This window comes from Mesorhizobium sp. M0698, assembly GCF_040320455.1.
GTDB lineage: Bacteria > Pseudomonadota > Alphaproteobacteria > Rhizobiales > Rhizobiaceae > Mesorhizobium.
On sequence record NZ_JAMYPQ010000006.1, the window covers coordinates 33,042 to 52,421 of the forward strand.

At 63.8% G+C, this 19,380-nt stretch carries 18 protein-coding genes; 7 read left to right on the top strand and 11 right to left on the bottom strand.

All coding sequences use genetic code 11. The features are described from left to right. Positions 1-17: 17 nt before the first annotated feature. Entirely contained in the window at positions 18-368 is a 351-nt protein-coding gene (locus tag NKI16_RS15110) for a hypothetical protein (protein ID WP_023678953.1), read from the bottom strand. 275 nt (positions 369-643) lie between these two features. Next, positions 644-964, bottom strand: a complete 321-nt coding sequence (locus NKI16_RS15115) for a hypothetical protein (RefSeq protein WP_352923184.1) — start codon at positions 962-964, stop codon at positions 644-646. A 151-nt stretch (positions 965-1,115) separates the two neighbouring features. Here NKI16_RS15115 and NKI16_RS15120 point away from each other — a divergent pair, with 151 nt between their 5' ends. From NKI16_RS15120 to NKI16_RS15130, 3 genes are all read left to right on the top strand, one after another. Further along, a complete protein-coding gene (locus tag NKI16_RS15120) occupies positions 1,116-2,282 on the top strand; it encodes an ABC transporter substrate-binding protein (protein ID WP_502897603.1) in 1,167 nt (388 codons plus the stop codon). After that, positions 2,279-2,971 (top strand): L,D-transpeptidase, encoded by a 693-nt coding sequence (locus tag NKI16_RS15125; protein WP_352570158.1) that lies wholly within the window; start codon positions 2,279-2,281, stop codon positions 2,969-2,971. The genes NKI16_RS15120 and NKI16_RS15125 overlap by 4 nt, the downstream gene beginning before the upstream one ends. 136 nt (positions 2,972-3,107) lie before the next feature. Beyond that, entirely contained in the window at positions 3,108-3,326 is a 219-nt protein-coding gene (locus tag NKI16_RS15130) for a hypothetical protein (RefSeq protein ID WP_352570156.1), read from the top strand. A 122-nt stretch (positions 3,327-3,448) separates the two neighbouring features. Here NKI16_RS15130 and NKI16_RS15135 read toward each other — a convergent pair whose 3' ends face one another. After that, positions 3,449-5,491, bottom strand: coding sequence for a transcriptional regulator (locus NKI16_RS15135; RefSeq protein WP_245274771.1), 2,043 nt, complete (start codon positions 5,489-5,491; stop codon positions 3,449-3,451). A gap of 201 nt (positions 5,492-5,692) precedes the next feature. Between NKI16_RS15135 and NKI16_RS15140 the strand changes: the two genes are divergently transcribed. Together NKI16_RS15140 and NKI16_RS15145 are read left to right on the top strand one after the other, a co-directional pair. Continuing rightward, entirely contained in the window at positions 5,693-6,778 is a 1,086-nt protein-coding gene (locus NKI16_RS15140) for a PLP-dependent cysteine synthase family protein (protein WP_023678947.1), read from the top strand. Between the two features lie 25 nt (positions 6,779-6,803). After that, positions 6,804-8,333, top strand: a complete 1,530-nt coding sequence (locus NKI16_RS15145; protein WP_352570154.1) for a pyridoxal phosphate-dependent decarboxylase family protein — start codon at positions 6,804-6,806, stop codon at positions 8,331-8,333. Positions 8,334-8,472: 139 nt separating this feature from the next. Here NKI16_RS15145 and NKI16_RS15150 read toward each other — a convergent pair whose 3' ends face one another. The 8 genes from NKI16_RS15150 to NKI16_RS15185 form a co-directional block, all read right to left on the bottom strand. Continuing rightward, positions 8,473-10,113, bottom strand: a complete 1,641-nt coding sequence (locus NKI16_RS15150) for an ABC transporter substrate-binding protein (RefSeq protein ID WP_023678945.1) — start codon at positions 10,111-10,113, stop codon at positions 8,473-8,475. A gap of 321 nt (positions 10,114-10,434) precedes the next feature. Continuing rightward, positions 10,435-11,427 (bottom strand): alpha/beta hydrolase, encoded by a 993-nt coding sequence (locus NKI16_RS15155; RefSeq protein WP_352923187.1) that lies wholly within the window; start codon positions 11,425-11,427, stop codon positions 10,435-10,437. Positions 11,428-11,443: 16 nt separating this feature from the next. After that, positions 11,444-12,121 (bottom strand): isochorismatase family protein, encoded by a 678-nt coding sequence (locus tag NKI16_RS15160; RefSeq protein ID WP_352784311.1) that lies wholly within the window; start codon positions 12,119-12,121, stop codon positions 11,444-11,446. 20 nt (positions 12,122-12,141) lie between these two features. Further along, a complete protein-coding gene (locus NKI16_RS15165) occupies positions 12,142-13,446 on the bottom strand; it encodes a M24 family metallopeptidase (protein ID WP_352570146.1) in 1,305 nt (434 codons plus the stop codon). 293 nt (positions 13,447-13,739) lie between these two features. Continuing rightward, positions 13,740-14,708: a GlxA family transcriptional regulator gene (locus NKI16_RS15170; RefSeq protein ID WP_352570144.1), complete on the bottom strand. Its 969-nt coding sequence runs from the start codon at positions 14,706-14,708 to the stop codon at positions 13,740-13,742. Between the two features lie 306 nt (positions 14,709-15,014). Beyond that, positions 15,015-16,196, bottom strand: a complete 1,182-nt coding sequence (locus NKI16_RS15175; protein WP_352570142.1) for a cystathionine gamma-synthase — start codon at positions 16,194-16,196, stop codon at positions 15,015-15,017. After that, positions 16,193-17,617, bottom strand: coding sequence for a pyridoxal-phosphate dependent enzyme (locus NKI16_RS15180; RefSeq protein WP_352570140.1), 1,425 nt, complete (start codon positions 17,615-17,617; stop codon positions 16,193-16,195). Before NKI16_RS15180 ends, NKI16_RS15175 begins: the two co-directional genes overlap by 4 nt. 186 nt (positions 17,618-17,803) lie before the next feature. After that, entirely contained in the window at positions 17,804-18,193 is a 390-nt protein-coding gene (locus NKI16_RS15185) for a RidA family protein (protein WP_352570138.1), read from the bottom strand. A gap of 165 nt (positions 18,194-18,358) precedes the next feature. On the opposite strand from NKI16_RS15185, the gene NKI16_RS15190 reads away from it, so the two are divergent. Then, positions 18,359-18,688, top strand: coding sequence for a hypothetical protein (locus NKI16_RS15190; protein ID WP_352570136.1), 330 nt, complete (start codon positions 18,359-18,361; stop codon positions 18,686-18,688). Beyond that, the gene (locus NKI16_RS15195; protein ID WP_352570134.1) at positions 18,685-19,332 is read left to right on the top strand and encodes a cysteine hydrolase family protein; all 648 of its coding nucleotides are present in this window, start codon (positions 18,685-18,687) and stop codon (positions 19,330-19,332) included. The genes NKI16_RS15190 and NKI16_RS15195 overlap by 4 nt, the downstream gene beginning before the upstream one ends. The last annotated feature ends 48 nt before the right edge of the window (positions 19,333-19,380 follow it).

Here is a 19,380-nt window from a genome sequence, read left to right on the forward strand (position 1 = left end):
GTTCGCTGCAGGGGCCATTAATCGGAATCGTCGTCGTCTGATGAATTGTCATCGTCCGGTGTATCGACCTCGCAGCCGATGCCGCGGCAGCCTTGGTAGTTGCCTTGCGTATCGAAGTTCGGATTGCCTTCTTTGTCGTACTGCGGTCTGTCGTCGATGCTTTGATCCCCGTCATCAGGATCGTCGACTTTACATCCGAGCCCATGGCAGCCGATGTAACGGCCCCTGGTATCGAAGTTGGGATTGCCGTTCCTCTCGAACTGCGGCCGGTCGTCTATCTTCCGGCTCCCTTTATGGGACCGATCAACCAGGCAGCCCTTTCCGCGACAACCATCGTAGTCGTCGGTGGTACAACCGACGATCGCCATCAAAGCAGTGGCCAAGGCCGCACAGATTACGAGTTTCCATGATTCATTCCTCCGACTGGCTGGCGGCGGACATCGTCCATATCGGAAGGCCATTGCAGGCGGCGATCCTCGCTTTTGCCGCGAAGGCTGGCGCCAATCGGAGGAGGGCAAAGCTTCGCCGGCCATCAAACGAGAGCCAGGCTGTGGGCGATGCATTCGACGACTTAGCCGACGGTTGCCGTAATCTCTTACGTGGGAGGGAACGCTCCCAGCGGGGGCCGCCGCATTAGCGAGTGTCAATATTCCTCTCCATGCTTAGTGCCCCGTCCGCCCAAGCATGTTTCAACGATCCGCTGACGCGGCTGTGCTTCCAAGAAATGCATCCGAGGCAGCCTATGACAAGGACAAATCCAAATATCGCAGGATTGAATTTTGCAAATGCTTAATAATTCGGAATCAGCACGGGCTATCTTAGCAGATACTGAAATGTGATCAGTAGCAAGATTCAGGAATTCTTCCTTAGTTTTGTTCTCATTAAGCCGAGCTAGTACAAGTAATATTCTATGTTGTTGTGAATTTTGCGCCAGCTCTACAAAAAAGGCGCGACGATACCACATCTTATACAATCTCCCTAATCGCGATCTATTGTGGTATTTTTTCAAACCCAGCCAACCGTTGCGAGGGCCGAAAGAAACGCGCCCCTTTGCCCGACTTTTCAACGCTGCGGCGTGCCAAATAGGGGCGCAGTGGGGGCGCCGCGGCCGCGTTGTGGGCATCTTCCCAGTCGGATTGTCATCGGGTAGCGTGCAGGGGCGGCACGTGAAGGCGCTCTCTTTGGCGAATGCACTGCTGCACCTTCAGCAGTTGCCCGTCAGAAGATGGGGCTGGTGTCACAACCAGGTGCTTGCCGCGACAGATTGTTCCCGTCGCGGTTCATTTCAGCACCGAAGCGAGGGGGAAGAGATGCAGAACCGATTTCGGCAGTGCTTGCGGAAAGTGTCGCTGGCGGCATTGACGATGCTGGCGCTAAACATCCCGGTCCACGCGGCTGATCTCGTCATTGCAATGCCGAACTGGCCGTCGGGCCAGGCGACGGCAAATATCCTCAAGGTCAGCCTGAAGGAAAATTTCGGGCTCGATGCCGACGTGCGCGAGATGGGGACGCTTATTGCCTTTGCCGGTCTCAATTCGGGTGAGGTGGATATTCATCCCGAAATCTGGCTGCCCAATCTGGACAATCTGGTGAAGAAGTATGTGGACGGGGCCGGCACGGTGGCCATCAGCCCCATTGGAGTGCCGGCCTGGCAAGGCATTTGCGCGACGCGTGAGGCAGCCGACAAATTTGGAATTCACGACGTTTCCGACCTCAGCGATACGAAGAAAACCGCCGCGTTGGATACTGATGGCGACGGACGTGGCGAACTCTGGATCGGCGCTGAGGGTTGGTCCTCGACCGCTATCGAGCGCGTCCGCGCCAACAGCTATGGTTATGCCAAGACGATGACCTTGCTGGAGACGCCCGAGGATGCCGGAATGGCGGCTGTCGATGCCGCGGTCGCCACGGATCATCCAATGGTGTTTGCCTGCTACGCGCCGCACTACGTCTTTGAGCTGCACGACATTGTCCGGCTTACCGAGCCGCCCTTTGATCCGGCAAAGTGGAAGATCGTACTGCCGTCAGAAGATCCGCTCTGGGTCTCGAAGTCCAGCGCGCCGGTGGCATGGGATACCGCACATTTTCATATCGCCTACGCCACCTCGCTGCGCAAAAAATATCCGAAGGTTGTGGCGTTCCTGGAACGGGTCGACCTGAGGCCCGAGGAAATCACCAAGATGAGTTATGCGCTCCAGGTAGAGCGTCAGGATCCTTACGAATACGCCAAACAATGGGTTGCCGCACAAGGCGCACGGGTGCACGGGTGGGCAAATCCATGAGCGGAAATCCTATGTTCGCGGAACGCGGCACCGTCCGGCGGCGCTCCCTCACGGCAGTCGTCGCCGCGGCGTTCGGTCTTGTCGCGGTGGCGGCGCTGGCTGCGGGAACACAGGTTTTCGACCCGAAAAGCCACAAATGGGTGGACTACGATCGCACCAAGGCACGCAAATACTACGCCGCGCATAATGAGGTGCCCGAGGCATTTCGTCCGCAGATGGTCAAATTCCGCACCGCGGAAGTGCCAGGCACGATCATCATCGATGGCAATCAGCACTTTCTCTATCTTGTGCAGCCGGGTCAGCGGGCCATGCGCTACGGCATCGGCGTGGGCCGGGAAGGGTTTGGATGGGCCGGCATCGTGCGCGTCGGCCGCATGGCGGAGTGGCCGACCTGGACACCTCCGGCCGAAATGGTCGCTCGCGATCCGAAGGCGGTGAAATACGCTGGAGGCATGGAGGGAGGGCCCGACAACCCGCTCGGCGCAAGGGCGCTCTATCTCTATGAGCGCGACCAGGACACGATCTACCGGATCCACGGTACCCCGGAGCCTTGGACGATCGGGCTCGACGTGTCATCGGGGTGCATCCGTATGAGGAACGACGACATCGTCGATCTCGCATCCCGCGTCAAGGTTGGGGCCAAGGTCATCGTTCTCATGCAGGGGGCCGCCCTCTACAAAGGTGTATGAAGCGGCATTCGGAGAGGGACAAGCAATGTCGGGAAAAAATGCAGTGAGAACTTCGATCCGGGGGACAGCAATCGGATTCCTGGCTGGAGCCGTTAGCGCTTGTGTCAGCACGCCACCGCCGCCGCCTCAGGACCAGATGTCCAGGACCAAGGTCGAGACGGCCCCGGCGGACCTTCAACTGCTTTGCGCCAATGCGGTCGCCAAGGCGAGCGGTGTCGACAGCACGAAGATACTTCCGGTTTCATCGAGCAAGCTCGATTCCAAGACCTATCAGGTCGAACTCGATGCCCGTGGCAAGAAGACAAGCTGCCTCGTGGATACCGACGGCAACGTCAAATCGGTTGAGCCCGTCTGATCCGCTCTGGTTGACGAATTCGCAACCAACCTGACGATGCGCCCTGGCTGCAGACATGACGATGTTTGGGGCGGCCAGCCGCGATGAGCGGTTTGGAGAGCCTGGCAAACCGCGCGCCTGCCTCACCCCAGCCCGATCCGCTTGGCGCCTTGCCGGAACAGCGCCTCGGCGTCCGGCTCGAAGCGGAACGTGCCGATGAAATCGTCGGCGCAGTAGTTCGGCAGCATCTTGCGCAGCGCAGCGGCGAAACTTCGTGCCTCGTCCAGCCGCCCCGCCAGCGCAAGGCAATGCGCGGCAATCGCGAGGATGATGGCGTGGGCGTTGGGACGCGCGGCTGCTTTCAGCGCCCATTCGGCGGCTTCGTCGAACTGGCCGAGCCGGACATGCGACATCGCCCTGGCGCCCAGCATACCGAACAGCAGCGGATCGAAGGGGCTCAGATGCCTGGAATGGTCGGATGAGCCGATCGCAGCCTGCGGGTCGCCGGACTGCGAATGGACGAAAGATAGCGCATAGTGGCCGAGCGCGAAATTCGGGCTGAGGTCTACGGCGCGTTCCAGCTCGATGAGGGAGCCGTCCTGCTCGCCGCGCAGCCACAGCGCCCGCCCCATGGCCCAGTGAGCGGCCGGATTGTGATCGTCGACGAGCAGGCTCTGGCCGGCTGCCTCGAAGGCCAGGGCGCTTTCGTGGTCGCGGTCGCCCCAGCGCTGGAAGGCATTTTGCCAATGGGTGAAGGAGAGGCCGGCATAGGCGCGGGCGAACGTCGGATCGAGCTTCAAGGCTATGTCGAAGAAATGCCGGGCCTGCTCGTTTTCCGCGCGGGTGAAGCGATACATGTGCCAGAGACCGCGGTGGTAGGCTTCCCAGGCGTTGAGCGAATTGGGCGCCTTCAACATGGCGCGGTTGCGCTCGACCGTCTCGATCTCGGCCGAGATCGACGAGACGATGCTGTTGCCGATGTCGTCGAGCACGGCAAAGATGTCGTTCGGCTTGCGCTCGAACGTCTCGGCCCAGACGATCCTGGCCGTGCGCACTTCGACCAGCTCGACCGCGACGGTGACGCGGCCGGCCTGGCTGCGTACCGTGCCGGTGGCGACATAATCGACATTGAGCCGACGGCCGGCATCCTCCGGCCCAATGTTTTTTTCGGCGAGCGCAAACACCGAACCGCGCGCGATGACGAAGAAATCCCTGAGCTTGGCCAGGCGGGTGATGATATCGTGGGTCAGGCCATCGGCGATGCCTCCGCGTGGGCCGCCGTCAGCCGTCTCTTCGGCAAACGGCATCACCGCAAGCGAAGCCTTCTGCGATGCAGCAGTGTCGGAATTGGGAAGCACAATTGACGCGTGAGGGGCCGCGGGTACGAGTGACGGTCGCGCCCAGAGCGTAGCGGCAGGTCGTTCGTTGCGGATCGTGCGCCATGCCTCACGAACGGGTCCGAAATCCAGATCCTCCGAAGCAAACAGCTGCGCTGCGGAAGCGAGATGTTCCTCGCAGGCGTCAAACTGGCCGCGCTGCGCCAGCCCTTTCAGAAGAGCCACATGCGCGCGCCCGTCGAACGGAGCGAGTTCCAGCCATTTGTCCAGATGCGAAGACAATCTGTCGGCATCCACCGGAAGCTTGTTGACGAGATGTTCCAGGATTGCGGCGTGCCAAGAGCCGAAGCGGCGGCGCTGGGCGATCAGCCAGCTGTTGAAATGCGGGCTGCGGTCGATCTCCAGCCCATCGAGAAAGTCGCCGGCGAACATTCCGGAAAGAGCCTGCAGCCGCTCTAGACCGAGCGTCTCAACGCCCTTGGCGGCGGCCGAGGCTATGTCGACAGCGTCGACGGAAGCACCTCTCAGATCAAGCGCGATCGTGTCGCCTGGTGTCTCGACCCTGCGATGATGCGGTTCATCGAGGATGCCTCTAAGCTTGCTCAGGCACCAGCGAAGCTCGCCGCGCGGGTCGTTCGGCACATCCCACAAAAGCTCGCAGAGGCGGCTGCGGCCGACCGGATGCGGCGCCAGCGCCAGATAGGCGAGCAGCGCACACAGCTTGCGCGATTTTGGGAGCTGGATGATGATGCCGTTGCGTGCGATCGTCAGCGGTCCGAGCAGACGCACGGAAAAGCCGGCCACCTCGCCGTGGAGGCTCGATCGGGCGGATTCCACGAGCGTTTCCACGCCTGCTCCCACGCTGGCCAGTCGGCCTTTGTTTTATCACCAAACGCGACACGGTGCATCCGGCAACGAATTCCCGCTCCGGATGCTGGCATTGCCGGAGGCAAATGTAGCGCGGCAAGGTCTCGAAACCTCGCCGCCCAAGCCACCGGTCTGTAACCGGCCCGTGACGACAAGAGACAACGACAAGGCGAGGAGATCGACATGTTGCATCAACAGAAAATCAGAACCACCGCCGGGCGCGGCCGTCTGTTCGACAGCATTCTCGACACGGTCGGCGATACGCCGGTGATCCGCATCAATAATCTCGGACCGGACCATGCCACGATCTATGTGAAGGCCGAGTTCTTCAATCCCGCCGCCTCGGTGAAGGACCGGCTGGCGCTCAACATCATCGAGGAAGGCGAGCTCAGCGGCGCTCTAAAGCCTGGCCAGACCGTGGTCGAGGCGACCAGCGGCAACACCGGCATCGGCCTTGCCATGGTCTGCGCCCAGAAGGGCTATCCGCTGGTGGTGACGATGGCCGACAGTTTTTCCATCGAACGCCGCAAGCTGATGCGCATGCTGGGCGCCAAGGTGGTGCTGACGCCGCGCGCCCAGAAGGGTTTCGGCATGTACAAGAAGGCGGTGGAGCTCGCCGAAGCCAATGGCTGGTTCCTGGCCCGCCAGTTCGAAACCAAGGCCAACGCCGCCATTCACGAAGCGACGACGGCGCGCGAGATCATCAACGATTTCGCCGGCTCGCGGCTCGACTGCTTCGTCACCGGCTACGGCACGGGCGGCACCGTCGCCGGCGTCGGACGCGTGCTGCGCCGCGAGCGGCCGGAGACCCGGATCGTGCTCGCCGAACCGGCCAATGCGCAGCTTATCGGCAGCGGCAAGCCGCAGCAGCGCGGCACCGGCGGCGCGCCTGCCGCCAGCCATCCGGCGTTCGAGCCGCATCCGATCCAGGGCTGGACGCCCGACTTCATTCCGGACGTGCTGCAGGAGGCGATAGACGCAAGCCTCTATGACGAGGTGGTGCCGATTGCCGGGCCCGAGGGCATGAAATGGGCCAAGGCGCTGGCGCAGAAGGAAGGGATTTTCACCGGCATCTCCGGCGGAGCGACCTTCGCGGTGGCGCGGCAGATCGCGGAAAAGGCGGCGCCCGGCTCGGTGATCCTGTGCATGCTGCCCGATACTGGCGAACGCTACATGACGACACCGCTGTTCGACGGCATCGAGGCGGAGATGGACGCCGAGGAGACTGCGCTTTCGCAGTCGACGCCCGGCTGCCAGTTTCCGGCGTGACGGCGGCATATCGGGAGCGACCTGCATGGACACGCCGTCTGGATTGCCCGCCACGACCGCCGAGGAAACGCTTGACCCCTCGGACTGGGGAGATGTGCAGGTCCTGTCGCATCGGGTCGTCGACGATGCCGTCGCCTACCTGCGCGATGTCAGAGAGCGGCCGGTGTGGCAGGAGATGCCTGGAGATGTGAGGGAGTTCTTCACCGCGTCCCTGCCGCAATCGCCAACGCCGCTGGCCGATGTCTATGGCGACGTTGTCAAGAAGCTGATGGCCTATCCAATGGGCAATATCCATCCGCGCTTCTGGGCCTGGTACATGGGGTCGAGCAATTTCACCGGGGCGCTCGGTGATTTCCTGGCGGCGATCCAGGGCTCCAACCTCGGCGGCGGCAACCACGCCGCCGCCTTGATGGACGGCCAGGTCGTCGATTGGCTGAAGCAGATGCTGGGCTTTCCGCAATCGGCCAGCGGCACGCTGGTCAGCGGCGGCTCGATGGCCAACATCATCGGGCTGACCGTGGCGCGCAACGCCAAGGCCGGCATCGACATACGCGAGCACGGCGTTGCCGGCATCGACAAGCCGCTGCGTTTCTACGGCTCCGACCAGCTTCACTCCTGTCACCGCAAGGCGATGGAAGTGCTCGGCCTCGGCAACCGGGCGCTGCGTCGCATCCCGAGCGATGCCGGGCTGCGGATCGACATCGCTGCGTTGCGGGCGGCGATCGCCGAGGACCGCGACGCCGGCTTCAAGCCGGCCTGCGTAATCGGTACGGCCGGCACGGTGAACACCGGCGCAATCGACGATCTGCAAGCGCTGGCTGACCTGGCGGCAAAAGAGGATCTGTGGTTTCACGTCGATGGCTGCATCGGCGCCTTGCTTGCGATTGCGCCAGACAATTCGCATCGCGTTGCCGGCATCGAGCACGCCCACTCGATCGCGCTCGATCCGCATAAATGGCTGCACGCGCCATTCGAGGTCGGCTGCGCGCTGATCCGGGATGCCTCCGTGCATCGCGGCACGTTCGCGGTGACGCCGGAATATCTGGAATCGACGCCGCGCGGCCTGGCCTCCGGCCAATGGCTGCACAATTACGGCCTGCAGACGACGCGCGGCTTTCGCGCTCTGAAGGTGTGGATGGCGTTGCGAGAGCACGGCATCGAAAAGTTCGGCCGGCTGATCGACCAGAACATCGCGCAAGGGCATTATCTCGGCGCGCTGATCGCGGCCGAACCGGCACTCGAACTGGTAGCGCCGGTGAGCATCAACATCGTCTGCTTTCGCTACCGCGCGGACGGACTGGGCGGGGAGCGCCTGAAAGCGCTCAATACCGAGATCATGCTGAGGCTGCAGGAAGAAGGCATCGCCGCCATTTCCGACACGACGGTGCATGGCCAGCATAGCCTCAGGGTGGCGATCAACAACCACCGCACCCGGCGCGACGATCTGGACCTGCTGGTGCGGGAGACCGTGCGGCTTGGACTGGAGATTTCAAGGCCTGGCGTGGCTCTTCCTTCTCGCCTTGTGGGAGAAGGTGGACGCGAAGCGGCCGGATGAGGGGTGTTCCAGCTTGATACTGACGGCACTCCGTCCGCACCCCTCAACCGTCTTGGCGCTGCGCGCCAATCCACCTTCTCCCACAAGGGGAGAAGGTGGAAGGAGCGGCGCTGGCCCCGACAATTGGTCGTCTGCAAGGCTACGCCTCGAGCCAAACCTTCTCGAAATGCTGCTCGAGCGACTGGTGCTGCTCGCAGCCATGCACGCCCTTGCGGTAGGTGCGGTAGACCGAGCGCCAGTAGGGCTGGATGATGACGCCGGAATCGCGCAGATTCTGTTCGATCTTGGCCATGAGCTCCTTGCGGGCGCCGGGATCGGGCATCGCCAGCGCCTTGTCGAGCAGACTGTCGAATTCCGGATCGGCGTAGGCGCTCTCGTTCCACGCGGCGCCAGACTTATAAGCGAGCGCCAGCACCTGGACGCCGAGCGGCCGGCCGAGCCATTCCGTGCAGGAGAAAGGATATTTGCTCCAGTCGTTCCAGAAGGTCGCGGCCGGCAGCACGGTGCGCTTGATCTTCAGCCCGGCCTCGCGCATCTGCGCGGCGATGGCGTCGCCGGTGCTCTTCTGCCAGTCGACGTCGACCGAGATGAGTTCGTATTCGTGGTCGGCCTTGCTGGCCTCGGCGAGCAGGGCCTTGGCTTGATCAATGTTGCGGACGGCCGGGCCGATATCGGCATATTCGGGATGCATCGGCCCGACATGATGGTTCTCGGCAGGCTTGCCGCGGTTGTCCATGCCGATCTTCAGCACGGCGGCATTGTCGACGGCAAGTTGGGCGGCGCGCCGCACCTTGATGTCGTCATAGGGCGGGTTGCCGACGTTGAAACGCGCCACGATGGTCGAACCGGTGGCGATCTCGGAATTGCTCAGGCCCATGGACTCGGTCTGCGCAACCGTATCGGAGGCGGTTTCGTGGTCGGTGTCGATCTCGCCCGATTCGAAGGCCGACAGCATGGCGTTGGGGTCGGAGCCGTAGTCGACCCATTTGATGCCGTCGAGGTAGAACTCGCCCTTCCACCATGGCTTGTCCTTGCGGCGGACTTCGGCGCCGACCTCGGCGTCCCATGCCACGAGTTCGCAAGGCCCGGTGGTGATCGCCAATGCCTTCAGCGGATCGCCGTCGCCTTCATAGCTGCGGTGCATGATCAGCGCCGGATAGTCGGCCATGCCGGCGATCAGCGAAATGTCGGGCTTGGGCAAATTGAGCCGGACGGTGAAATCGTCGACGCGCTCGATGCCGCCGTCGACGGCCTTCTTGGTATCGGCGTTGACCAGTGCGCCCATGCGCGCGGCCACCGAATTGCCGGCGACGGACGCATCGCACCAGCGCGTCAGATTGTGGATCACGTCGTCGGCGTTGAAGGTGTCGCCGTTCGACCAGGTGATGCCCTTGCGGACATGCAGCGTCAGCACGCGGGCGTCGTCGCTGGTTTCCCAGCTCTCGAGCAGCCATGGCTCGAAGGTGAAGTCGCGCTTCCAGCGCACCAAATATTCGTTGCACTGGCGGGCGACGTTGGACATCTCGACGCCGTCGAAGGTGCGCGGATCCTTCCAGCCCTTGACGTTCATGGCGACGCGCAAGATGCCGCCGCGCTTCGGCTCCTCGGCCCTGGCCGGTGACGGCGCAAGCCCGCCGAGCGCCAGCGCGCCGGTAGCGCTGACGCCGAGCGCAGCCATGGTGGCGAGATATTCGCGCCGGTTCATCTGGCCTTTCTTGAAGCCATCGGCGACGGGCTCGGCCTGCGGATGCAGTTTTCGATCGGTCAGCATGAACTTCATTGTCGTCATTCCCCTGTTGTTGGGCACCTCTGCCGATCGCCAAACGCGGGGGACGGATGCGATCGCCGGAGCGCCATTGCCTCGGGGATGATAGGGCGAGCTCCCGTGGGGGAGTGTTCGGACTTCCGCAGTTCTTGTGCGCTGTTCCGCAAACGGAAGGTCCCCCTCACCCGGATTGCCAACCGAATTACGAAGAGCAATACGGGGCAATCCGACGTCTCCCCCGGGGGGAGAGGAGGTCGCCAGCGTTGATGCCAGCCTCTTCTCCCCAGCGGGGAGAAGGTGGACGCGAAGCGGCCGGATGAGGGGGCCTTCGCAACCTCAGTAAGGCCAGTCGCCTTTGCCGAGCGCGGCGATGGCCGCAATGATGCGCCCGAAGGCTTCGCCGGCTCGCGGCACGGTCTCGCGGGCGCGTAGAAAGCCATGCACGAGGCGCGGCTCCTCATGCCACCAGGCGCGACCGCCGGCGGCCAGGATGCGGTCGCGATAGGCCTCGCCTTCCGAGGACAGCGGGTCGCATTGCGCGGTGACGATGACCGTCGGCGGCAGCCCGGAGAAGTCGGTGTCGCTGAGCGGCGAAAAGGTCGGGTCGTCCTGCGACTGTCCCTTCGCCGACCGGATCTGGCGATAGAACTCGATGTCGCGCAACGTCAGCAGCGGCGCTTCGGCGTGCTCGACACAGGAGCCGGCGCTCTCTTTGCCAACTGGTTCCGGGCCGCCGAGCTCGGGATAGATCAGCACCTGGCCGATCGCATGGCGAGGATGGCGGCGTGTCGCCTGTGCCACCGCAGCGGCCAGATTGCCGCCGGCGCTTTCGCCGCAGAGCACTATCGGCAGGCCGGCCGTCGCCGTCGCCCATTCGAATACGGCCAGCGCATCGTCGAAGGCGGCCGGATGCAGATGCTCGGGCGCCAGCCGGTAATCGGCGGACAGCACGGCAAAGCCGGTGCCGGCGCATATCTCGGCGCAGGTGTCGTCATGGCTGTCGAGCCCGCCAAGGACGAAGCCGCCGCCGTGATAATAGACAACCATCGCTTGCGGCGCCGTGCCCGCCATCTGGTAACACCGGACCGGGATCGCACGGTCGCCGGCAGGAACCGCGCTGTCGCTGGCCTTGACGCCGGGTGGATAGGGCTCGCGAAACGCCCGGCACATGGCATCATAGACCGCCCGCTGCCTGTCGATCGGCATGTAGACGATTTCGGGCGGATACCACTCGTTGACCCGATCGATATAGGCCCACAGCTCCGGATCGAGCAGCGTTTGGTATTTTCCGCGCCCTCTCGTTCCGGGTCGCTCGGCCTCGGTGATCATCGCTGCGCGATCCCGCTCAGAGCTCGGCGTAGAGCCGGGCAGCATTTTCATAGCTGAAGCGCAGCGGCACCGAGCCCTCGACCTGCCAGGCTTCGACCGTCTCGCCTGCCAGCAGCCGGCAGGCGCCGTCGGTGGTGGTGACGGCACCGCCATAGAGCCGGTTGGCAAGGTTGAGGATGGCCGTCTGGTGCATCGCCGTGCTGCCGCTGCCGCAGGCATCCTTGACCAGCAGCACTCGAAACCCGAGCGCCACCGCATCCTTGACGGTGGCATCGATGCAGGCCTCGGTCCAGACGCCGGCAACGACCAGCCACTCGATGCCGTCGGTCTTCAGCCGCTCGGCGGCAGGCCCCGTGCGGAAGGCGCTGGCATCGGTCTTGACCAGCATCATCTCGCCTGTCGCCGGGCCCACTTCCGCGCAGATCGCAGTCAGCGGATCGTCCTTGTCGGAAAACGCCGACTTGCCGCTGGCCTCGACCGGGTGGAGCGGCCGCGCCGTGGCGAGATCGACGATATAGGCCCAGTGGTAAAGGGGCACATTGTTGGCCCGCGCCGCCTCCTGCAGCCGCTGGACGTTGGCGAGGATGTCGCCATAGCCTTCGACCAGATAGCGCTTGTCCCGCCGATGCTCCTCCTGGAGATCGATGAACACCGCCGCCACCTTGCCGCGCTTGATCGAGATCGGGCTTTTCATGCAAAACTGCCTGTCAACACTCAAACATGCCTGTCAAGGAAAACATCCTCATAGGGGAAGCGCGACAGGAGCTCGGTGCCGGTCTCGGTGATCAGGATCTCGTCTTCCAGCTTGACGCCCTCGCGGCCGCCCTTCTCGCCGATATAGCTTTCGACGCTGACCACCATGCCGGGCACGATGACCCCGTCGCGGCCATAGGTCTCGTAGTCCATGGCGTGCGCTATGAACGGCGTTTCGCCATGCATGCCGACGCCGTGCATGACCGAGGTATAACGCTGGTCGACGAAGCGGTCCGGTATCTTCCAGGCCCTTTCGGCAATCTCGCGAAACGCCATGCCCGGCTTGACGACCCCGATATTGTGCTGAACCTGGTCGTGCGCCATGCGGTAGAGCGACTTCTGATAGTCCGTCGGCTTGCCCGGTCCGCAACGGAAGGTGCGCGAAAAGTCCGAATAATAGCCGTAGCAGCCGATCGTATCGGTATCGAGCGCCAAGAGTTCGCCCGGCCTGATCTTGCGGCCGCTCGCCTCGTTGAACCACGGATTGGTGCGCTGGCCCGAGGTCAGCAGCCGGGTCTCGATGAACTCGCCGCCTTGCCGGATCACCTCACCATACATGATGGCGAACAGCTCGTTTTCGGAAACGCCAGGCTTGATCGCCTCGCGCACCGCATAGACCGCAGCCTCGGCACCAGCCATCGACACCTGCAGGCATTTTACTTCCTCGGGCGTCTTGACCGCGCGCACCGCCAAAATCTCGCCCTGGCAATCCCGCACCTCGCAGCCGCGCTTTTCCAGCGCCAGTGCCTGCAGATGGCTGCAGCGGTCAAGGCCGAGCTTCATCGAGCCGCCGCCATGCGCCTTGAGCAATTCGGCGATCTCATCGGCGAACGGGCCGGCGGTCTCGTCGTCGCGGCCTGACACCGATGACCAGACCAGCTTGGACGGACGCGCCTCGTCGATCGTGTCGAGCACCATCGAGACATGGTAGCTCTGCGGATATTCGAACAGCACGATCGGCCCTTCGGTGGGGATGAAGAAGTAGCGCGTCGAGTTGCGCAGGAAATAGCCGAACATGTTGCGCGAGCCGGTGGCGTAGCGCTGGTTGTAGGGGTCGAACAAAACGACGCCGCCATAGCCGGCCTCGCGCATCCAGGCGCGCAGCCTGGCCAGCCGGCCCTTGCGCAGCGCGTCGGCGTCGATGAAGGACGGCTCGGTGTCCGACAGCCACATGCCGCCGGCCGGATCCGCCGCCGCCGGATGGCGCATGCGGTCCTTGAAGTCGACATCCTCGGTGCTGTCGGGGTCAAAAACGACGATGCTCATGGGTGCCTCCTGGAAGCGGCGAGGATGGGCTATGCGCCGCGTAGAGGCTGTGCGAGATGCCGCATATGTTGTGCCGGATGCCGCAGCCCCGACGCGCCGGCGATCCTTCGCGCCCCTCTCTGTCCTGCCGGACATCTCCCCCACGAGGGGGGAGATCGGCAGCTTCGCCGATGGCGCTACTCTCGCGATGTTGGCAATTGGCGAAAGCGGAGGCGACGGCCAATCTCCCCCCTTTGTGGGGGAGATGCCCGGCAGGGCAGAGAGGGGCGCTGTCCCGCCAACATCCGAAATACCTAATGCCTCCGCATCACCTTCGGCGCATGGCCATGCTCCTCCCGGAACGCCCGCGCAAAGCTCGACATCGAGGCGAAACCGCAGGCCAGCGCGACGTCGCGCACCATCAGCGTCGAATGCGCCAAGAGGTCGGCGGCACGCTTCAGCCGCAGGCGGCGGTAATAGCCGTTGGGCGAGATACTGAGTTCGGAGCGGAAATTGCGTTCGAGCTTATCGGAGGAGACACCAAGTCGCCCCGCCAGTTCCGCCATGCCGAGCCGCTCCTCCACCGCATCCTCCATGATGGCGATGGCCGACAGCACCAGTTCGTTCTGCACGCCGGTCCGCAGCCTGAGCGGCATCAGCTTGCGGTCGACGCTGGAGCGTAGCGGGCTGTGCACAAACCATTCGGCGACGCCGGCGGCCAGTTCGGCGCCATAATCGCTGGTGATGATCTCCAGCATCATGTCGAGGCTGCCGACGCCACCGGCCGAAGTGAAGCGCTTGCGGTCGATGACATAGAGATCGCGCCTCAGCTCGATATCCGGAAACGCTTCGGTGAAGGCAGCCTGGCTGGTCCAGTGCAAGGTGCAGGCATGACCGTCGAGCAGGCCGGCCCGAGCCAGGAAGAAGGCGGCATCCGCCACCGCACCGATATGGGCGCCGTCGCGCAGGCTCCTGCGGATCCAGCTCACCGCATCGTGCGCGACGAGATGATCGGCATCGCCGCCCGAGCAGACGACGACGCGATCGACCTTCGGCGCGTCATGGGCGGCAAAGCCGGGCTGGATGACGACGCCGTTCGAGGCCTCCACCGGGCCTTCGGCGGCGCCGACGATGATCCAGCGGTACCAGTCCCGCTTGGCCAGCACGTTCGCCGCGCGCAGCGGCTCGATCACCGAGCTGAACGCCATCATCGGAAAGCCGGGGAAAACCAGCACGGCGAAGGTGAGGGGCTCGGTAGGTTTGGGTGCGTCGCGCGTGGCCATGGGGGTCCGGAGCCGGGAGGGTTGCGGCGCTACAATTCGGGCAGATGGGGCTTGGGGTCAACGGGGTTGGCGTGATCACGAAGCGCCGGCGCTGCCCCTCACCTGCCTGCCGGCATCCTCTCCCCGTATAGTGACGGGGAGAGGAGCGCTCTCATCGACGGGTTCGCCAATCGCCAACATTGCAAAGAGAGCGGCGGCGTTGCGGCCATTTCCCTTCTCCCCGTCCCTATACGGGGAGAAGTGCCCGGCAGGGCGATGAGGGGCAGCGCCAACATTGGCGGTCGATCGCCTTTGGTCGGGCGCTTTCTAACTCGCCAGCGCCTGATCCAGATCCGCGATCAGATCGTCGCCGTCCTCGATCCCGGCCGACAACCGCACCAGCGAATCCGAAATCCCGATCTCGGCGCGTTTTTTCGCCGGGATCGAGCCGTGCGTCATCAGCGCCGGGTGCTCGATCAGGCTTTCGACGCCGCCGAGGCTTTCGGCCAGCGTGAACAGTTGCGTATGTTCGAGGAAGCGTTTGGTGCCGGCGAGGTCGCGGTCGAGCTCGACCGTGATCATGCCGCCGAAGGCGTGCATCTGCCGCCTGGCGATGGCGTGCTGCGGGTGGCTGGGCAGGCCGGGATAGATGACACGGCGGATGTCGGGACGGGTCTCCAGCCAGTGCGCGATCTTCTGGCCGTTCGACGAATGACGCTCCATCCTCAGCGCAAGCGTCTTCAGTCCGCGCAGCGCCAGGAAACTGTCGAACGGCCCTGAAATGGCGCCGATGGCGTTCTGCAGGAATTTCAGCCGGTCGGCGAGATCCTTGTTGTCGCCGACCACGGCGACGCCGCCGACCATGTCGGAATGGCCGTTGAGGTATTTCGTCGTCGAATGGACCACGATGTCGATGCCGAGCTCCAGCGGCCGCTGCAGATAGGGGCTGCAGAAAGTGTTGTCGGCGACTGAGAGCACGCCTTTGCGCCTGGCAAGTGCTGCGACGCCTTCGAGGTCGACGACACGCAGCAGCGGGTTGGTCGGCGTCTCGACCCAGAGCATTTTGGTTTCCGGGCGGATCGCCGCCTCGACCGCGGCAAGGTCGGTGAAGTCGACGAAGTCGACCTGCAAATTGGCCGAGCGCTTGCGCACCCGTTCCAGCAACCGGAACGTGCCGCCATAGATGTCGTCGGTCGCGACGATATGCGCGCCTGAATCGAGCAATTCGAAAATGGTTGCGATCGCCGCCAGCCCCGAAGCGAAGGCGAAGGCGGCTGTGCCGCTTTCGAGGTCGGCCACCGCGCGCTCGAAGGCGAAGCGGGTCGGGTTCTGGCTGCGGGCATATTCAAAGCCCTTGTGCACGCCCGGGCTCTGCTGACCGTAGGTCGAAGTGGCATAGATCGGTACCATCACCGCGCCCGTCGTCGGGTCGTGGCTCTGGCCGCCATGGATGGTGCGCGTCGAAAAGGCGAGGCGGTTTTTGCCCGATACGGTGGCTTTGACGGTCATCGGGCGCGCCTCAGATGGTTGATCAGGTCGATGCGTGTTATCAGGCCGATGAATTCGTCGCCATCGAAGACGATGGCGACCTCGTTGCGATCGAAGACCGGCAGCAACGCGTCCAGCGTCTGGCTGGCTTGCAGCGTGTGCAGGGTAGAGGTCATAGCCGTACTGACCGGGGCCTTGAAGCGGTCCCAGCGGCTGTCATAGGGGCCTTCGACCTTGGCGAGGATATCGCTTTCGTCGATGATGCCGACGAGCTTGCCCTCGTCCAGCACCGGCAGCTGCGAGACATCCGATCGGCGCATGCGGCCATAGGCGTTGAGCAGGCTTTCGTCCGGGCCGACGGACACGACATCGCCGGTGCGGAGCGTGCGCATGACCAGGTCGCGCAGGTCGCCATGCTGCTCCTGCTCGGCCAGGCCCTGCTCGACCAGCCAGAAATCGTCGAAGACTTTCGACAGGTACTTGTTGCCGCTGTCGCAGACGAAGGTAACGACGCGCTTCGGCACGGTCTGCTCGCGGCAATAGCGAAGCGCTGCCGAAAGCAGCGTACCGGACGACGAGCCGGCGAGAATGCCTTCCTTCGAAAGCAGGTCGCGCACCGCAAGCATGCTCTGCTTGTCGGGGATGGAATAGGCCTTCCTGACCAGCGACAGATCGGCATTGGGCGGCACGAAATCCTCGCCGATGCCTTCGACGGTCCAGCTTCCGGCCTCTACCATCTTGCCGGTCTTGATCAACGGGGCCAGCACCGAGCCGACCGGATCGGCCAAAATCATCTCGGTCTTCGGCGAGACTTTCGCAAAATAGCGGCCAAGCCCGGTCAGCGTGCCGCCGGAGCCGACGCCGACGACCACCGCATCGACATCGCCTCCGAGCTGTTGAAAGATTTCCGGCCCGGTCGTGGTTTCGTGGGCCAGCGGATTGGCCGGGTTGGCAAACTGGTTGGCGTAGAAGGCGCCGGGCAACTCGGCGGCGATCTTTTCGGCCATGTCCTGATAATATTCGGCATGGCCCTTGCCGACATCGGAACGCGTCATGCGCACTTCCGCGCCGAGCGCCCGCAGATGCTGGATTTTTTCGCGCGACATCTTGTCGGGCACGACGAGGATGATGCGGTAGCCCTTGGGGATGCCGACCTGGGCGAGACCAAGACCGGTATTGCCGGCGGTCGCCTCCACGATCGTCCCGCCGCGTTTCAGTTTGCCCTGTTTTTCGGCGGCGGCAATCATCGACAGCGCGATGCGGTCCTTGATCGAGCCGCCGGGATTCTGGCTTTCGAGCTTGATGAACAGCCGGCACTTGCCGATGTCGAATTTGGTCAGCTCGACGACCGGCGTCTGCCCGATCAGGTCGAGAACCGAGGCATAGGGCGGGCGCAGGCGGGACGATGCATCGTCCGGTGCCACGATCTTGTGCTTGCTCATGTCAGATGCTCCGTTGCCAGAATGAGCAACCGCCCTGGAAGACGGCAACCTACCGTCTTTTCCAGCCGTTTGCAGTTGGAAAGAAGATAGATCGTGCCAATCCGGCCGCCAGCAGGGGAATGGAATTTCGCGAAAGCTTCGTCGGCCTGCAGGCAGGGCAAAAGATTTGCAGAACCCGCTTAGGGTTCAGGCGATCGCCGCCTGGGCTTCGATCTCGATCAGAAAATCCGGATTGCCGAGGCCGGCGACGCGCAGCACCTTGATGATCGGCGGCGCGCCACGGTTTGCCCAGAAGGCCATCCAGGCGCCGAAGGCCGGCCCTATGTCCAGGTCGCCGGCGATATAGACCGAGAGGCTGACGAGGTCTTCAGGCTTTGCCCCACCGGCTTCGAGCACCTTTGCCAGGTTGGAAAGCGCCTGAGCGGTCTGTGCAGGGAGATCGTCCCTGGCGACGATCCGGCCTTGCGCGTCGACGCCATTCTGGCCGCCGACCAGCACGATGCGCGCGGATGCCGGCAGCGACACGCCTTGCGAATAGGCCGGATTGCTGTGCATGCCCTCGGGGTTCAGCCTCACCGCGCTTTTCCTCCTCTTCAGCAAAAATTATCCCGTGGCCGCCCGGCCGCCCATAGGGATCAACGGCAATCGTGCGGCCGTTTCAACGCACCATCTCGTTCGTTGCGGCCGCCGATTCCGCCATGCTACCCGGCGCTGGGCGAACAGCAATGCAAGGAATGGCCGATGAAGATTCTTGCCTATGACAATTTCAAGCCCGGCGTCACGCTCGACGATTTGCGGCCTTATCTGCGCGACGAAGTGTCGAATGTCTGGCGGCTCTGGAAGGCGGGGATCGTGCGCGAGAATTATGCGCGCGGCGATATTGGCGGCGTCATCATCGTCTTCGAGCTCGACAGCGTCGCGGAAGCGAGGCGCTACACCGAGGACTTCCCGCTGTCCAAGGCCGGGATGCTGGAATGGCACTTCATCGCCTTCGACGCGCCATTGCCGCTGGAATTCCTGTTCGACCCGACGGTCGATATCGCCAAGCCATGGGACCGGACGGCGGCATGATCCGGTCGAGCGACGGGATCGAAATTTCGGCCAGCCTGGCTGAGTGGTGCGATCCACGCCGCACGGCGCTGGTGGTCTACGATATGCAGGTCGGTATCTGCCGCCAGGTGGCCGGCGCCGCGACCATCGTCGAGTGTACCGGCACGGTGCTGGAAGCGGCGCGCGGGGCCGGAATGCGGGTGGCGTTCACGCGCCATCTGTCGCTGCCGCGCAAATGGATGGGCGCGACGCAGCTGCGCACCGCCATGGCCTGGCAGCGGCGCGACAGCCCCGACATGGTCGAGCCGTGGTTCCCGCGCGACGCCGAAGCGACGCGGATCGTGCCCGAGCTGGAACCCCGCGATGACGAGGCGGTGTTCGACAAGCTCACGATGTCGGCCTTCGATTCCACCGCGCTCGGCTTTGCCTTGCGCGATTGCGGCGTGCGCACGATAGCGCTCGCTGGCATCGCCATGGAGATCGGCATCGAGCCGACCGTTCGCCAGGCGACCGACAATGGCTTCGTCGCCATGGTAATCGAGGACGCCTGTGGCTTCGGAAACCGCGAAGCGCGCGACCGCTCGATGGCGACGCTACGCTTCCTCGGCGAAGCCGTCGTCACCGACGTCGCAAGCTTCTGCAGCGCGCTTGCCGGCGCGGGTTGAGGGCAATCGGCTTGCCGCGCGACCCACCGTTTCACGGCAACGCCGAAC

What these genes read in the sequence shown, in the direction of transcription:
- NKI16_RS15145 (WP_352570154.1), top strand. Translation starts at nt 6,804, where the DNA reads ATGGACACGCCGTCTGGATTGCCCGCCACGACCGCCGAGGAAACGCTT.
- NKI16_RS15190 (WP_352570136.1), top strand. Translation starts at nt 18,359, where the DNA reads ATGAAGATTCTTGCCTATGACAATTTCAAGCCCGGCGTCACGCTCGAC.
- NKI16_RS15170 (WP_352570144.1), bottom strand. Translation starts at nt 14,708, where the DNA reads ATGGCCACGCGCGACGCACCCAAACCTACCGAGCCCCTCACCTTCGCC.
- NKI16_RS15125 (WP_352570158.1), top strand. Translation starts at nt 2,279, where the DNA reads ATGAGCGGAAATCCTATGTTCGCGGAACGCGGCACCGTCCGGCGGCGC.
- NKI16_RS15150 (WP_023678945.1), bottom strand. Translation starts at nt 10,113, where the DNA reads ATGAAGTTCATGCTGACCGATCGAAAACTGCATCCGCAGGCCGAGCCC.
- NKI16_RS15195 (WP_352570134.1), top strand. Translation starts at nt 18,685, where the DNA reads ATGATCCGGTCGAGCGACGGGATCGAAATTTCGGCCAGCCTGGCTGAG.
- NKI16_RS15175 (WP_352570142.1), bottom strand. Translation starts at nt 16,196, where the DNA reads ATGACCGTCAAAGCCACCGTATCGGGCAAAAACCGCCTCGCCTTTTCG.
- NKI16_RS15110 (WP_023678953.1), bottom strand. Translation starts at nt 368, where the DNA reads ATGGCGATCGTCGGTTGTACCACCGACGACTACGATGGTTGTCGCGGA.
- NKI16_RS15160 (WP_352784311.1), bottom strand. Translation starts at nt 12,121, where the DNA reads ATGAAAAGCCCGATCTCGATCAAGCGCGGCAAGGTGGCGGCGGTGTTC.
- NKI16_RS15115 (WP_352923184.1), bottom strand. Translation starts at nt 964, where the DNA reads ATGTGGTATCGTCGCGCCTTTTTTGTAGAGCTGGCGCAAAATTCACAA.
- NKI16_RS15165 (WP_352570146.1), bottom strand. Translation starts at nt 13,446, where the DNA reads ATGAGCATCGTCGTTTTTGACCCCGACAGCACCGAGGATGTCGACTTC.
- NKI16_RS15130 (WP_352570156.1), top strand. Translation starts at nt 3,108, where the DNA reads ATGTCCAGGACCAAGGTCGAGACGGCCCCGGCGGACCTTCAACTGCTT.
- NKI16_RS15140 (WP_023678947.1), top strand. Translation starts at nt 5,693, where the DNA reads ATGTTGCATCAACAGAAAATCAGAACCACCGCCGGGCGCGGCCGTCTG.
- NKI16_RS15155 (WP_352923187.1), bottom strand. Translation starts at nt 11,427, where the DNA reads ATGATCACCGAGGCCGAGCGACCCGGAACGAGAGGGCGCGGAAAATAC.
- NKI16_RS15180 (WP_352570140.1), bottom strand. Translation starts at nt 17,617, where the DNA reads ATGAGCAAGCACAAGATCGTGGCACCGGACGATGCATCGTCCCGCCTG.